At 69.4% G+C, this 14,445-nt stretch carries 13 protein-coding genes; 6 read left to right on the top strand and 7 right to left on the bottom strand.

Annotated features, from left to right (window positions below; genetic code table 11):
* Window positions 1-47: 47 nt before the first annotated feature.
* Together UA74_RS23675 and UA74_RS23670 are read right to left on the bottom strand one after the other, a co-directional pair.
* A complete protein-coding gene (locus UA74_RS23675; RefSeq protein ID WP_075742222.1) occupies window positions 48-872 on the bottom strand; it encodes a sugar phosphate isomerase/epimerase family protein in 825 nt (274 codons plus the stop codon).
* On the bottom strand, window positions 869-2,026 hold the full coding sequence (locus UA74_RS23670; protein ID WP_075742221.1) for a dihydrodipicolinate synthase family protein: 1,158 nt from the start codon (window positions 2,024-2,026) through the stop codon (window positions 869-871). The genes UA74_RS23675 and UA74_RS23670 overlap by 4 nt, the downstream gene beginning before the upstream one ends.
* 178 nt (window positions 2,027-2,204) lie before the next feature.
* On the opposite strand from UA74_RS23670, the gene UA74_RS23665 reads away from it, so the two are divergent.
* Window positions 2,205-3,260 carry a LacI family DNA-binding transcriptional regulator gene (locus UA74_RS23665; protein ID WP_075742220.1) on the top strand — a complete coding sequence of 352 codons (1,056 nt, stop codon included), beginning with the start codon at window positions 2,205-2,207 and terminating at the stop codon, window positions 3,258-3,260.
* Between the two features lie 997 nt (window positions 3,261-4,257).
* Here UA74_RS23665 and UA74_RS23660 read toward each other — a convergent pair.
* On the bottom strand, window positions 4,258-4,599 hold the full coding sequence (locus tag UA74_RS23660; protein WP_075742219.1) for a histone-like nucleoid-structuring protein Lsr2: 342 nt from the start codon (window positions 4,597-4,599) through the stop codon (window positions 4,258-4,260).
* A 322-nt stretch (window positions 4,600-4,921) separates the two neighbouring features.
* On the opposite strand from UA74_RS23660, the gene UA74_RS23655 reads away from it, so the two are divergent.
* Window positions 4,922-5,398: a histone-like nucleoid-structuring protein Lsr2 gene (locus UA74_RS23655; RefSeq protein WP_075744148.1), complete on the top strand. Its 477-nt coding sequence runs from the start codon at window positions 4,922-4,924 to the stop codon at window positions 5,396-5,398.
* Window positions 5,399-6,368: 970 nt separating this feature from the next.
* Here UA74_RS23655 and UA74_RS23650 read toward each other — a convergent pair.
* The gene (locus UA74_RS23650) at window positions 6,369-7,427 is read right to left on the bottom strand and encodes a LacI family DNA-binding transcriptional regulator (RefSeq protein WP_075744147.1); all 1,059 of its coding nucleotides are present in this window, start codon (window positions 7,425-7,427) and stop codon (window positions 6,369-6,371) included.
* Window positions 7,428-7,571: 144 nt separating this feature from the next.
* Complete coding sequence (locus UA74_RS23645; protein WP_075742218.1) at window positions 7,572-8,660, bottom strand: ABC transporter ATP-binding protein; 1,089 nt, start codon at window positions 8,658-8,660, stop codon at window positions 7,572-7,574.
* Window positions 8,661-9,030: 370 nt separating this feature from the next.
* On the opposite strand from UA74_RS23645, the gene UA74_RS23640 reads away from it, so the two are divergent.
* Complete coding sequence (locus UA74_RS23640; protein ID WP_075765505.1) at window positions 9,031-10,143, top strand: Ppx/GppA phosphatase family protein; 1,113 nt, start codon at window positions 9,031-9,033, stop codon at window positions 10,141-10,143.
* Window positions 10,144-10,814: 671 nt separating this feature from the next.
* Here UA74_RS23640 and UA74_RS32385 read toward each other — a convergent pair.
* A complete protein-coding gene (locus tag UA74_RS32385; RefSeq protein ID WP_157434408.1) occupies window positions 10,815-10,994 on the bottom strand; it encodes a hypothetical protein in 180 nt (59 codons plus the stop codon).
* A 96-nt stretch (window positions 10,995-11,090) separates the two neighbouring features.
* Complete coding sequence (locus tag UA74_RS23635; protein WP_075742216.1) at window positions 11,091-11,324, bottom strand: hypothetical protein; 234 nt, start codon at window positions 11,322-11,324, stop codon at window positions 11,091-11,093.
* A 311-nt stretch (window positions 11,325-11,635) separates the two neighbouring features.
* On the opposite strand from UA74_RS23635, the gene UA74_RS23630 reads away from it, so the two are divergent.
* From UA74_RS23630 to UA74_RS31160, 3 genes are all read left to right on the top strand, one after another.
* Window positions 11,636-12,460, top strand: a complete 825-nt coding sequence (locus tag UA74_RS23630) for a DUF1206 domain-containing protein (protein ID WP_075742215.1) — start codon at window positions 11,636-11,638, stop codon at window positions 12,458-12,460.
* Window positions 12,461-12,594: 134 nt separating this feature from the next.
* Entirely contained in the window at window positions 12,595-13,275 is a 681-nt protein-coding gene (locus UA74_RS23625; RefSeq protein ID WP_198042844.1) for a hypothetical protein, read from the top strand.
* A 197-nt stretch (window positions 13,276-13,472) separates the two neighbouring features.
* Window positions 13,473-14,291 (top strand): hypothetical protein, encoded by an 819-nt coding sequence (locus tag UA74_RS31160; RefSeq protein ID WP_083683541.1) that lies wholly within the window; start codon window positions 13,473-13,475, stop codon window positions 14,289-14,291.
* The last annotated feature ends 154 nt before the right edge of the window (window positions 14,292-14,445 follow it).

The raw sequence follows: 14,445 nt of genomic DNA, 5'->3' as shown, positions 1-14,445 counted from the left end.
ACCCGCCCAGTGCGCCCCTTTTCGGGCGTCGTCGGCCAGGCGGCGGATCAGAGCACGTGCTCGATGTACCTGGCCGCCGTCAGCTCCGCGATCTCGAGGGCGTCGGCATCCCAGATCTCCTGATTGAAGATCTCGACCTCGATCGGTCCGGCGTAGCCCGCCTCGTCGACGGCCTTGCGCATCCGACGCAGCTCGATGCAGCCGTCGCCCATCATTCCGCGACCGAGGAGCACACCCGCAGGCAGCGGCGTGATCCAGTCGCACACCTGGAACGCCGAGATCCGACCCGCGGCCCGCTCGATCGCCTGATAGACGGTCGGGTCCCACCAGATGTGATAGGTGTCCACGACGACGCCGACCTGCTCGGCGGGGAAGTGACTCGCGAGGTCGAGAGCCTGGGCCAGTGTCGCCACGACGCAGCGGTCGGAGCAGAACATCGGGTGCAGCGGCTCGATCGCCAGCCGCACCCCGCGCTCACCGGCGTACGGAGCCAGTTCGGCCAGCGAGTCCAGTACCAGCGACCGCGCCCCGTCGACGTCCCGGCTGCCCTCGGGGAGTCCGCCGGAGACCAGCACCAGTTCTGGCACGCCCAGTTCGGCGCACTCGTCCACCGCCGCCCGGTTGTCGGCGAGGTCCTTGATCCGCTGGTCGGAATCCGGCGAGGTGAAGAATCCGCCCCGACACATCGAGGTCGGCGTCAGGCCCGCCTGCCGGAGCAGCGCGCCGGTCTTGCGCAGTCCGTACTCGGCGACCGGCTCGCGCCACAGCCCGATTCCCGGGATCTCCGCGCGCAGGCAGGCGCTGACCGCCTGTTCCATTCCGGCGTACTTGATGGTCGCCTGGTTGAGGCTCAGTCGGCTCAGGTCGCTCATTGCGGCACTCCCGCCAGATCGAGGAACTGCCGCATCCGACGTTCCGCCAGCTCCGCGTCCGGCAGCAGTCCGGCCTCGTCGGCCAGCACGTACAGCCGGGCGAGGTGCGGGACCGACCGAGCGCTCTCCAGACCACCGACCATGCGGAAGTGCTCCTGATGTCCCGCCAGCCAGGCGAGGAACACGATGCCCGTCTTGTAGTAGTACGTGGGCGTGCCGAAGATGTGCCGGGACAACGGCACGGTGGGCGCCATGATCTGGTCGTAGGACTCGACGTCGCCTGCGTCCAGCCTGCGCAGCGCGGCGGCGGCGGCCGGGGCGATCGCATCGAAGATGCCCAGCAGCGCGTCGCTGTGTCCCTGGTCGTCGCCCTTGATCAGTTCGGGGTAGTGGAAGTCGTCGCCGGTATAGCAGCGGACTCCGTCGGGCAGCCTGCGTCGAACTCCGATCTCCCGATCGGCGTCCAGCAGCGACATCTTGACGCCGTCGACCTTGTCGGAGTGCGCCTTGATCACGTCGAGGAAGACCTCGGTGGCCAGGTCCAGGTCCGTCGAACCCCAGTAGCCGGTGAGCGCGGGGTCGAACATCGGGCCGAGCCAGTGCAGGATCGCGGGGGAGTCGAGCTGTTCTAACAGTGTCGAGTAGACCCGGTGGTAGTCCTCCGGCCCCCGGGCGACGGCGGCCAGCCGCCTGCTCGCCATGAGGATCACGGTGGCGCCCGCGTCCTGCACGACCGCTGCCTGCTCGACATAGCCCGCGATGACGTCGTCGAGGCTCGTGGTGTCCTCACGGACCTGATCGGTGCCGACGCCGCAGGCCAGCAGCCCGCCCAGCTCCTTGGCCTCGGCGCCACTGCGGCGGATCAGTTCGGCGGCGGTGGGCCAGTCCAGCCCCATGCCGCGCTGTGCGGTGTCCATCGCGTCGGCGACGCCGAGCCCGTGTGCCCACAGGTGTCGGCGGAAGGCCATCGTCGCCTCCCAGTCGGGCCGAGCCGGCCTGCCGGGAGTGTTGTCGGCGAGCGGGTCGGCCACGACGTGCGCGGCCGCGTAGAGGACCCGGCTCGTCGGACTCGGGCCTCTGGCGTCCAGGGCGCCCGTCGATCTGGGGACGTAGTCGAGGAACTCGCCGGTCGAGGTGGGCAGCTTCAGAGTCACAGGGTCCGCTCCATGTCCACGTCGTCACCACGCCCCGGGGCCTCCTTGGCGAAAAGGACCGAGACAAAGGCTATAGAAAGCGCTTACTGTGACCGTAAACTAAGCGCGCCAGTACGCGCTGTCAATAGCCTGCGCACCGCGTGGACGAGCGGGCACTGTTCGTGATCGGAGGTCGAGCGTGGCGCCGACGTTGGTCGATGTCGCTGCGAGAGCCGGGGTTTCCACCGCCACCGTCTCTCGTGTGCTCAACGGCAACTACCCGGTCTCGCCGGGGACGAAGGCTCGGGTGCTCGCCGCACTGCACGAGCTCGACTATGTGGTCAACGGTCCGGCCAGGGCCTTGGCCGCGGCCAGTTCGGACATGCTCGGCGTGATCGTCAACGACGTCTCGGACCCCTTCTTCGGAATCCTCTCCAGCGGGATCCAATGGGAGGCGGGCGGGGCCGAACTGCTCGCGGTGATCTGCAACACCGCAGGGTCGCCGGAGGACGAACTGAAGTACATGCAGCTTCTGCTGCGACAGCGGGCCAGGGCCATCGTCCTCACCGGCGGCGGCCGAGAGGACCCCGACCATGCCGAGCGCGTCGCACAGCTGATCCGTCAGTGTCACGAACGCGGCGCCCGCGTCGTCTTCTGCGGTCGGCAGGCCCCGCCGGACAGCGAGGCGGTCAGCATCCTGTTCGACAACAGGGGAGGGGCGCGGACACTCACCCGGCATCTGCTGGCGATGGGACACCGCAGGATCGCTTACGTCTCCGGTCCGGAGGCCAACACCACCACCAGCGCGCGGGCGGCCGGGCACCGCGATGCGCTGCTGGCCGCCGGGCTCGACCCGGCGGCGGGGGCGGCTCTGCGCGGCGACTTCTCGCGCGCCTCGGGTTTCGCCGCAGGCATGGAACTCGTGCGGCGGGGCGTGGACTGCACTGCGGTGGTGGCGGGCAACGATCTCACCGCCCTCGGCGTGATGGCCGCGTTGCGCGAGCAGGGCGTGCGCGTGCCGGAGGACGTCTCGGTGGCGGGCTTCGACGATCTGCCCGTCGCGCTGGACGCGGCGCCTGCGCTGAGCACGGTGCGGCTTCCGCTGCGCGAGGCGGCGGCGCGGGCGGGCAAGCTCGCCATCGGGGCGGACGACATGCCGGGTCCGGACGGGCTGGTGTGGCTGTCTTCCGAACTGATCGTCCGCGAATCGGTTGGCCCGCCGGGACGAGGACTCTCCTCGGCACAGCGGCCGTGATCCCTGCGGCACGACGGCGCGGCCCGGCTGCGGACTGTCGTGCGCGGTGTGGCGGTGATCCCCGGCCGTCCCGGTGCGTGCGGGCGGGGAACACGTCTCGTCCCGGTGCGAGCACGGCGTGCGTCGGTCGGTGTCCTGGCGGCGGAACCCGGTGCCCGCGCCGGGTTCCGCGAGCCTGCGCGCGCTGACGGGCCCGGTGTCTCCCGAGGCGTCTTGCAGGCGCTTCGCGGCCGGGCGGCAGGTCCCTGTGGGACTCGACCCCTGTACAAGGCGCAGTGCTCACCGCCTGCGAAGGCACGATGTTCACCGCCTGCGAAGGCGCAGTGCTCGCCGCGCGCCCGGCGCTCGGCCGAGGCGGGATCGCGATCGACGTCGGGTCGTGGGCCCGCGATCGTGTCTCCTGCGGCTGAACCCAACGGCCGGGCACTCGCGGCGACGGCACGCCGCCAGAGATGTCCGGCGTGGCGGCGAACCCGGTACGGATCGGCCTGTCGTCGAACCGGAGCCGATCGGCGGCCTGCACCCGGTATTGCCGGTGGTCCCGGCCGCGACGAGATCACTCGGGCGGGCTCGGGATTTTCCCAATCACCACCCGCCGCCGCCGATCGCGGTGGGTAGGCAATGCCTAGCCGATAGCGATCGGGCGGGCCGCGAAACCGGGCTTGTGTGATGTAGCACAAAGTCCGCGTGGGGTGGTGAACCGGTCACCGAGTCCGGTTATGAACTCGCGGACACCGGCCTGCAATGAAGATCGGCTTATCTCGTCCGCTTTGTCTGTGCCTACCTGTCGCTCATTTGGCTACTCGTCTTGGAGTAACGCTCGACTGCTCTACCCGCGCCGGATCATTGCCCGCAGGCGAGCGGATCAGCGTGATGCGGCGGAGCCGTTTGATCGTCACTCGATGCGCGCGACGCCTGTTACTCGCCCGCGTCCCGGCACTGGTGCTGGCCGAGCGATGTCCTACTGGTGCCGGGACGGGCGCTGCTGGAATCTGGTTCAGCTCTGCTTGTCGTATGCCTCGATGACCTCCGCCGGGATGCGACCGCGATCGGAGACCTTGAGACCCTGGGTCCGGGCCCACTCCCGAATAGCCTGGTTGCGCTCCCGGTCGGCCTGCCCGGACGGCGCGCCCGCGACTCGGCCGCGACCCGGCCGCTTACGGCCGCCGGTACGACGAGCGTTGTCCATGAACGGGGTCAAAGTCTCGCGGAGTTTGTCGGCGTTGGTGGTCGAGAGGTCGATCTCGAACTCCATGCCGTCAAGTCCGAACTTAACCGTCTGCTCGGCGACGGTGCCGTCGATGTCGTCGAGTAGTTGGACGGTGACCTTCTGCGCCACGGGGACTCCTTAAATGTTCGTCTGTCATTCGGATGCCTATGCGTTGACCGTGAGGTCCGCGCGCGTCAAGGTATCCCACTGGCGACAATCATAAACATGGTCGGGTGCTGATGTCGCTTCACCGCTTGTGTAAGCCCGCTATCGGGGTCGTCGCACGCTCGCCGGGCGGGTGTGCCTATAGGTCGCCGAGGCGGCATACTTCCACCCTGCTCAGCGTGGCGGCGGCGGTTTCGGTCGCCCCCGTCGATTAGGTTAGAATCAGGGACGTCGCCGCAGGTCGTAAGCGGCGGCTACGTGGTACCACGGGAAAGACTAGGTGATCATGGCCGAGCGTGTCTGCGTCGAACTGGTTGACGACCTCGACGGAGAGCCTGCCCAGCACACGGTGCAGTTCGCCTTGGACGGGGTTAACTACGAAATCGACCTCTCCGAACGCAACGCTACTTCGCTGCGCGAACTGTTGGCTCCCTATATCACGCACGGTCGTCCGGTCTCACACCGCGTCGAGACAGAGGACCCGGTGCAGGAGCGAGTCGAGCGCAAGAAGGTCACCGACCAGATTCGCGCGGTAGCCCAGCGTTCCAAGGAGCAGCACCGGGCTCGGCTGGAGGCGGCTGCGGCGGCCAGAGAGGCCGAGGTCAGGCGGGTGGCCGAGGAACGGGCGGCGGCACGCGGCGAGATCCCGCTGGACGTGTCCGCATTGAACCTCGAGGTCGCCAAGCCTGCGCAGGAGCCCGCACAGGTGGAGGAGTCCAAGCCTGCGGTGTCCCTCCCGCGATTCAGCTCCGCGAACAACTGACGTGGGGAACCGTGCCGGGAGGCCGCACCTCCCGGCACGAGGCGGCGCGGCGGCGTCGACCCGGCGGCACTTCGCGAGAGCTGTACTCGGTGATCTCCGGCACCGTGAATGATGGTCGGACGGCCTTCGGCGGGTTCTCGAGCCGACCGTGTGGAGTGCGTGCGGTATTGCCCGACGCGTGGCGAACGGCGCAAGCCGCCCGGCGCACATCTTCGGAGGCAGACTGATCTCCGGACGGAGAAGACCTCGGTGACCGCTCCGTCACTCTCTCACTCGATACGTGCGCTTCTTGTCACTCTTGTGTGGACAGGGTGTCCCGTAGCGCCCCAATGTCGGTTACTGCCGTCCATTCCGGACGATGGGCCGAGATCGACCGCCACCTGGGTAAGCGGTAGCCGTCCCGGTCCGTCTACTCCGGTTCTCCTGAACGGCGGCGCCGGGTTCGAGGCAGGACGGCATCGCCGGTCCGGCGGACGCGGGCAATGACCCGAACGGCCTCTGAACGGTGTGGCCCCGGCCGATCCGGCCTGTCGAGTGCCACTCGCACCGGGTGGGACGTCGTGCGTCGAGTCGGGGTCTGAGGAGGCAGACCGTGCGACTGTGGCGCCGACCGAGTCCTTCGTCGTCTGTGGCCGTCGCTGCCTGCGGAGTGCTGGTTCACCGGCCGTCGGCATGACGGTGGACCTATGCGGTCGATCGAAGGAAGTCGGTGTCTGAATCGCGCGGCATTCGAGCTCCGCCCCGCCGACTGGACCGCTCCGCGGCGGCCCGTGGATCACCGCCTCGGGGGCTCTGCGGCCAGTGGACCGACAGCCGCCGTCCGTCGAGAACCGATGAGACCCCGGCTGCCCGGCCTCACCCGCCGCCCGTAAGGAGACCAGGAAGGCCTCAGGCGACCTGGACGGCGCAGTCCGGGCCCGTGCGGCCGGAGTTCCATCGTGAGCAGGCTGTCGTCCTCTGCCGAGGCGCCTCACGCCTCGATGTCGGTGCCCGGACCGGCCTTCGGCGTGCTGGCCCGGATCACGACCTCGCCTCGGACTCGTCGAGTGCGAGGCTCGGCGGGTTCCGGATCGAGCACCAGGCTCACCGCCATGGCGCCCAGCTCCTCCAGCGGAACCCGCACCGTCGTCAGCGCAGGCGTGACGTCGCGCAGCGTGGCGATATCGTCGAAGCCCGCCACGGCCATGTCCTCGGGGAGCCTGCGGCCGAGGTCGCGCAGCGCCGCCATCGCCCCGACCGCCATCACGTCGTTGACGGCGAAGAGACAGTCCACGTCGTCTCGTCGGCTCAGCAGCTCACGAAGGGCGTGATAACCGCCGTCGCGGGTGAAGCCGCCGTGTACCACGAGTTCGTCGGGCAGTTCGGCGCCGTGATCGGCTAGTCCTTCCCGGAATCCCGCCAGGCGATCGCGAGCGGTGACGAGTTCCTCCGGCCCGCCGAGCACGCCGAACCTGCGATAGCCGCCTGCGTAGAGGGCCCGAGCCAGCGCACGTGCCCCGGCGTGGTTCTCCAGCGTGATCGTGTCGACCTCGATGCGTCGCTGGCTGATCATCGCGACTCGACCGCCTGCGGCCTGGAAGCGTGCCAGCTCGTCGCCGAGGCGATCCTGGAGCGCCTGATCGGTCACGCGGCTGCCCGCGAGCACCACAGCCTGCGCGCGTTGGGCACGCAGGGCGGCGACGTATTCCACCTCGCGCTCCGGCCTGCGCAGCGTGCTCGCCATCGTGACGATCAGGCCGTTGTCCTCGGCATGCCGCATCACGCCCGCCGAGATCGACGAGAAGTACGGGTCGGCGATGTCGTGGACCACGAGTCCGACCACGTTCGTGTGGCCGCGGGCCATCGCCTGGGCCTGCGCGTTCGGCGCGTAGTTCAGCGCCGCCGCCGCCTTCATCACCCGCGCCCGCAGGTCCTCCCTGACCTTGCGCGGGCTGCCGTTGAGCACCCTCGACGCGGTGGCCAGGGAAACCTCGGCCGCCCGCGCCACATCGACCAGAGTTGCGATGCCGGTCGATGGCTGATCGAACATCGAGACTCCTGCCGTGGCCGACCCTGCGCCGATCACCAGCCCAGACAGGCAGGGGTGCGCTTTTCATTCGCAAGCGTAAGCAGGCGCATCTGGATGGGTCAAGCCACGACCTGGTCGTGCCCGCGTGTCGTCGCCGGTGTGGTGTTACTTGGTGGTGATGCGGTGTCCGGTGGTGGGGTGGAAGAGGTGGGTGTGGTCGGGGGTGGTGAGGGTGGCGGTGACTTGTTGTCCGATGGTGGGTGGGGTGCGGGAGTCGACGCGGACGATGAAGCGTTCGGGGGTGTCGGCGGTGGTGGTGCCGTAGACGTAGGCGTCGGCGCCGAGTTCTTCGACGAGGTCGACGGTGAGGGTGATGCCGGGTTCGGTGGTGGTGAGGTGGAGGTTTTCGGGGCGGATGCCGATGGTGACGGTGTCGGTGTCGAGGGTGGTGCGGGTGGTGGTGGTGAGGGGGATGGTGAGGCCGTCGAGGTGGGCGCCGTCGGGGTGGAGTGTGGCGGTTTTGAGGTTCATGGCGGGGGAGCCCATGAAGCCGGCGACGAAGGCGTTGGCGGGGGCGTCGTAGAGGGTGCGGGGGGTGTCGCATTGTTGGAGGAGGCCGTCTTTGAGGACGGCGACGCGGTGGCCCATGGTCATGGCTTCGACCTGGTCGTGGGTGACGTAGATGGTGGTGGTGTCGAGGCGTTGTTGGAGGGCGGCGATGTTGGCGCGGGTTTCGACGCGGAGTTTGGCGTCGAGGTTGGAGAGGGGTTCGTCCATGAGGAAGACGGAGGGTTCGCGGACGATGGCGCGTCCCATGGCGACGCGTTGGCGTTGTCCGCCGGAGAGGGCTTTGGGTTTGCGGTCGAGGTAGGGGGTGAGGTCGAGCATGCGGGCGGCTTCGTCGACCTTGGCTTTGATCTGGTCTTTGGGGATGCGGCGGAGTTTGAGGGCGAAGCCCATGTTCTCGGCGACGGTCATGTGGGGGTAGAGGGCGTAGGACTGGAAGACCATGGCGATGTCGCGGCCTTTGGGTGGGGTGTGGGTGACGTCGCGGCCGCCGATCTGGATGGCGCCTTCGTCGATGTCCTCCAGGCCGGCGAGCATGCGCAGGGCGGTGGACTTGCCGGAGCCGGAGGGGCCGACCAGGACGAGGAACTCGCCGTCGGCGACCTCGAGGTCGAGCTGGTCCACGGCCTTGACCGGGGGCGTTCCCGCGAACACCCGAGAAGCACCCCTGTAAGCCACATCGGCCATCGCGATTCTCCCTTAGTCGGCACACGCCCGCGCGTGGCCCTGCTGGCAGGCCGGGCGACGCCGGAGAGATTCCTGCGCAGACCCGCCCTTGGGTTAGAAAGCGCTTACGACCGTAGGAGTGCGATCCGTCACTGTCAATGAGGGATGGCCGCACCAGGCCATCGTTAGTTCGGCGGTCAACGGAATGGGAGGCCCGTCCAGGGTGCGGACGGACCGGGCAGACTCACGGTGATCGACTGCACCGGACCGGCACGCCGCGCGTGTGAAAATTACTCACTGTAGCGAATATGGCGATAATTGGCTACCTTGGGTAATCGAACTGGAGGAGTGTGTTGACCACGATGACCTATGACCCCGCTGCCGGGGCACGATGAAGATCGCCGTGCTCGACGTCGGCTCGGTAGCGGCGAAGTTGGAGATGCTCGAGTGCAGCCCCGGTGTGCCGCCCGCGATGACCAGGATCGTCCGCGTCAGCACGCGCCTCGCCGAATCCACCACGCGGGACGGTGAGATCCTTCCCGCGGGTCTGGATCGCGTCGCCGAGGCGGTGCGCCGCTGTGTGCTCGCGGCACGCGAGCTCCGGGTCACCGCGCTGCTCGCCTATGCCACCTCGGCCGTGCGCGACGCGCTGAACCAGGAGGCGGCGAGCAGGCGGATCCGCGAACTGAGCGGCGTCGAACTCGCCTTCCTGCGTCCCGAGGACGAGGCGCGGCTGTCGTACTTCGCCGCCCATCGATGGTTCGGCTGGTCCTGCGAACAGCTCACGCTGATCGACATCGGCGGCGGCACGATGGAGCTGGCGCTCGGCGAGAACGAGGAGCCGAGCCTCGCCGCCTCGCTGCCGCTGGGCGCGGCGCGGCTCACCAGGGAGTTCCTTGCCGACTCGCCGTCGGCGCCGCAGACGGAACTGCTGACGGCCCATGTCCGCGAGGTGCTCGAACGTGCCTTGCGGGGCCCGCGCCGCAGGCTGACGGGACAGACCCGGTTCGTCGGAGCGTCCAAGATCCTCACTCAGCTCAACCGGCTCGCCGCGGGAGCGGGACACGACCGGGAGCCGCGACCGCTGCTGCGTGCCGATCTGCGCCGCTGGATTCCGCCGCTCGCCCGGCTGGACCCCAAGCATCGCGCCGTCCTGCCCGGCGTCTCGTCGTCACGTGCGGCGCAGATCCTGGCGGGAGCGGTGGTGGCCGAGACGGCGATGGAGCTGTTGGACAGCGACCGCCTCGACATCTGCCCCTGGGGTCTGCGGGACGCCATCCTGCTGCGGCTCGCCGACGCCCATCGCCTGGTTCCCGACCTGGTGGAGCAGTGGACGAAGGAGGACGAACTCGCGAGGGTGCTCGGGGTCCGCCTTCCCGTGGTCTCGCCGACCGTCGTCGGCGGCCCTCGGGAGTCGATGGAGGCCACCGGTTCGATGACGACGGTCTCCGTTCGGCAGGCGTCGGAGCATGCGGGTCGCGTGACCGAGAAACGCTCGTACTGACCTCGCCTCGGCGGCACCGGCTGCGGTGTTCGACCGGCCGAACGCCGTGGGTCGCGCGGCCTCGTCACTCATGCTCGGTCTGCGTCGGTGCTGGTCGACTGCCGCATCCCCGGCTGGACGGGCAGGCTGGCGGCGGGAATCCCACGGCTGCGGCCCGTCGGGGCATGCCGTGTCGGGATTGCCGTGGCGGGGTGGGCGCGGCCGGGAGTTCCGGTCAGCCGGTCGCCGAGGCCGCGTGCGCGGGCGAGGCCACGATCGACGCGAGCGGTTCGGTCGTCCTGCGCGGCCGTCGGTCAGGCGATCGACCCAGCGTCGTGACCGAGGCGCAGCGCCGTCCCGCCGGAGCCCGGGAGGATTCCTGGCCGCACCGGACGCTCAGCTGGCGCAACGATCGATCCGGGACACCGGATCAGCCCTTCGGACACGTCTCTCTGCCACGAGCCTCCCGCCCGCCCAGGGCGAATTCGCTTGCGAGCGGTGTGGCGGCGTCCCGCACAGCAGGCCTGCGCCTCGAGCCACCCGGCTCCTCGCGTGGTCCGTCCGGCCATTCCGGAGTGCCGCACGCGGCCGATGCAAGAAGGTCGGCGGACGACCTCGCTCCGGAGTCCGGTACCCGCAGAACGGGTCGGCACTCGAGAACAGCCGCCGCGTGGACCGCGCGCGGTCGGACCTCAGTCGAGGCCTCGGTACACGGTGGGCAGGTCGGCGCGTTGAATCTCGTCGTCGTCGGTCGGAAAACTCGTCTCCCCGCCTTCGGCGGAATCCGGGGAGGACCGACCTCCTCGGCCTGCTCCGCCGCCTTCAGCGGTGGGACGAGGCTGCGGAACTCCCTGCGAGGCATGTCCGAACATCGCGATCCCCTTCTGGTGGCACTCGCGACCTGCCTTGTCACGGTCGCCAAGGTCACCTGGTCGCGATTCTTCGCCGATTACCCCGTCATCGCCCGCTCAATCTCGGGTTGCGATGAGCACGCTCTCGACCTCGTTGACGACTCGAGGCTCGAGGACAGTGGACGCCGCAGACCCGCGATAGCCCAGGTCGTGCAGCACCTGGAGGACCTGGGAAGGGCACAGGCCGAGCCGCTCGGCGACGCAGTAGGCACGCTCTCCGCTCAGCCGGTCCGCGTCTTGACGGAGTTCGTCGGCGGACCGGGATCGAGCCTGCGAGTGGCGATCGGCCATCGCTGCCTCCTGACGGAATCGCGGCTGGATACCAGGACTGCATCGTCGCTCTTTCCAGACTGCATCGGTCGAGTGAGAAATCGCCACCGCCAGCTGGCTTCTCCGCCGATGTGATGACCCCCGTCCCTGAGCGTCACGCACCGTGTTCACGTACGGGGGCTCGTGCCTGGCGGGCGGCTGGTCCCCGGCCAGACACGGGGTAATTGGCGGCGAATCCGCCGGGGCCTGCGGCGCGCTGCGCGTCATCTTGCACTCTTTCGGGTAAATCGCTCCGTGACGGCGCGACAGAGCGTGCTGACGGAGGAGGACCCATGATCGGCTCCAACACGCCTGCCAAGGCGGCGGATCGGGCTCGGCGCAACACGGCGTTACAGCTCTTCGGCCGGATCGGCTCGGTCTGTCACGGGATCGTGCACCTGGTGATCGCCTGGCTGGCGGTCCAGGTGGCAGTCGGCGGCAATGACGATCAGGCGGATCAGGACGGCGCCGTCCAGGTCATCGTGGCCGGGCCCTTCGGTCGGGTGCTGGTCGGGGCGCTGGCCGTCGGGCTGATCGCCTTCGGTCTCTGGCAGCTGTCGTCCTCGGCGACGGGCTTTCGCTGGGCGGCCGGTTCGACAGAGCGCACCAGGCGCCGGATCGCCGCGGCGGGTCGCGGCGTGGCGGGACTGGCGTTGGCGGGCGTGGCGATCCGGGCACTGCTCGGCAGCGGCCAGTCCGGTGACCAGTCTCAGCAGGAACTCACCGAGGGACTGCTCGCCCTGCCCGCCGGCCAGATCCTGGTCGCCGTGCTGGCGGCGATCGTGCTGGCCGTCGGCGTGGCATCCGTCGCCAACGGCGTCACTCGCCGATTCCTTGCCGAACTCGACATCGGCCCACTCCCTCAGGGCAGCGCCCGGTGGGTTCGACGGGTGGGAACGCTCGGCCACGTCGCCAAGGGCGTCGCGGTAGGCGTGGTCGGCTTCCTCATCGGCCTCGCGGCACTCACTCGTGACCCGGAACAGGCGGGCGGCCTGGATGCGGCCCTGCGCACGCTGGCGAGCAGCCCGTTCGGGGCGACACTGCTCCTCGCGGTCGCCGCAGGCTTCGCCGCCTACGGCGTCTTCGCCGTCGTCCAGGCCCGCTGCCTGCGCAGCTGACGCCGGCTGGGCCGATCGGTGGCATCCGGCCCGCCGTTCGGCCCAATCGATCTCGCAGGACGTTTCAGCGCGATCGGGTTCGGGGACCAGACCGCGAGTCGAGAGACCTTCATCCCGATACCTAGGAGGCCGGTGTGACAACCGTGCTGACCGTCGCCGCCGTCGTCATCGCGATCCTGGTCGCCGTCATGGTGGGATTCGTGATCCGCGAAAAGCTCCGGCGAGATCGACTTCGTCGCCGATTCGGCCCCGAATACGAGCGGGAACTGTCGGAATCCCATGATCATCGTGCCGTCGAGCGCGAGCTGACCGATCGGGAACGGCGACACGCCGGATTGGAAATCCACCCGGTGCCCGCCGAAGTACGACACCGCTATGCGACCCGCTGGACCGAGGTACAGGGCCGTTTCGTCGACTTTCCCGGACCGACCGTCATGGATGCGGATCGATTGGTCACGAGCCTGATGGCCGAGCGGGGTTATCCGACGGAGGACTACCGGCAGCAGTTGGCGGACCTCTCCGTCGAACATGCCAAGAATCTTGATCACTATCGCGAGGCGCACCGCGTGATGGAACGCAGCGTCGCGGGCGAGGCGTCCACCGAGGATCTACGGCTCGCAATGCGGCACTATCGCGTGCTCTTCGAGGATCTCCTCGGCCCCGAGCCCGACCAGCGGGCCGCCGGTGCCGTCGACGGCGATGCGACCGGGGCTCGGTCGCCGGGAGCGGAATCGCCCGCGTCCGGCGGACGTCCAGCTCGCGCGGGCGCGGCACCTCGGCTGAATGGCACGCCGAACGCCGCGACCAGGCCGTGAGTTCTCAGAGCCTGTCTTTAATCCCCGCTTTCCTGTTGCGCGGGGCCAGCGCGGCGATCTGCGGCGTTGTCGTCAGTCGACATAACTCCGTTATGCCTCTTTCCTCCGCCTGGCAGCTCATCCACGCTGATCCCCGCTCACGACTGAGGGGGATCAAAGACAGGCTCTCACGGCCCCACCCGAATCGAACGGAGCTCATGATGCGCCGAATCCATGACAGGGAATCGCAGCCCGGGTCGACGAACGGGAGTACAGCTTCGTCGCCGGTCGGCCAGGACGGCGCCGACGGCTCCGCGTCGGCCGCCCCGATTCCGGACGAGAGTCGCATCGCGGCGAATCCGACCGGGACGCCTGCGGCCGAGGCGTCGACGGAGAAGTGGATCGAGGAGCCCAGGCCGCCTGGCCTGGGGCGCAGGCCCGTACGCGGCGGGAAGCCCGTCGTGGACTCCACCTCGCTGATCGGCGGCCCGGTCGGCGGCCCGGCGGCCCACGCAGGCCCGCCGGATCGGCTCGACGACGTGGCGGCCGAGATCCGGCAGCCCGGCGGCCCGCCGCAGCACGCTTCCGGCCGGGATGCGGACTCGCCGCACTCTGCACCGCAGGCTGTGCCGACGCACCGGCCGACCGGCGAACCGGACGCGGCCGCAGGCCTGCGGGGAACCGGCTCGGACACCGCGCGGCCCGGCGGTGTGGCCGACTCGTCGGTGCGGGGGAACGAACCGGCCGACACGGCAGACGTGGACGGTGCGGTGCCGCTGTTCGACCACGAGGAGGAACGACGTCGACATGCCCAGTGGCAGGACCTCCAGGTCTCCTTCGTCGACGATCCGCGGCGCGCCGTCGGCGATGCCGACGCCCTGCTGGCCGAGGTGCAGCGCTCGCTGAGCAACGCCGTCGACGAGCAGCGTCGCGAGCTGCGGTCCCGGTGGCAGCATGACGGCGAGGTGCCCACCGAGGACCTCCGGCTGACGTTGCGGCGTTATCGCTCGGTCGTTCATCAGCTCCTGCAACACTGACTCGTCGCCGGAGCCGGGCGCCCCGGCGGCCTCGAAGCCCTCTCGCCGCCGGACCCGCGCCGAGCCGGTCCGAGGCTGCCGCCCTGGCCTGGCCGAAGCCCGGCCGGGCCAGGGCTCCGAGCCCCTGGGCGCGGTGGGCGGGCTGACCGGCCAC

The sequence above is a fragment of the Actinoalloteichus fjordicus genome, from assembly GCF_001941625.1.
Lineage (GTDB): Bacteria > Actinomycetota > Actinomycetes > Mycobacteriales > Pseudonocardiaceae > Actinoalloteichus_A > Actinoalloteichus_A fjordicus.
Note: the sequence above shows the minus strand (reverse complement) of the source record. Positions and strands in the feature narration are given on the sequence as shown.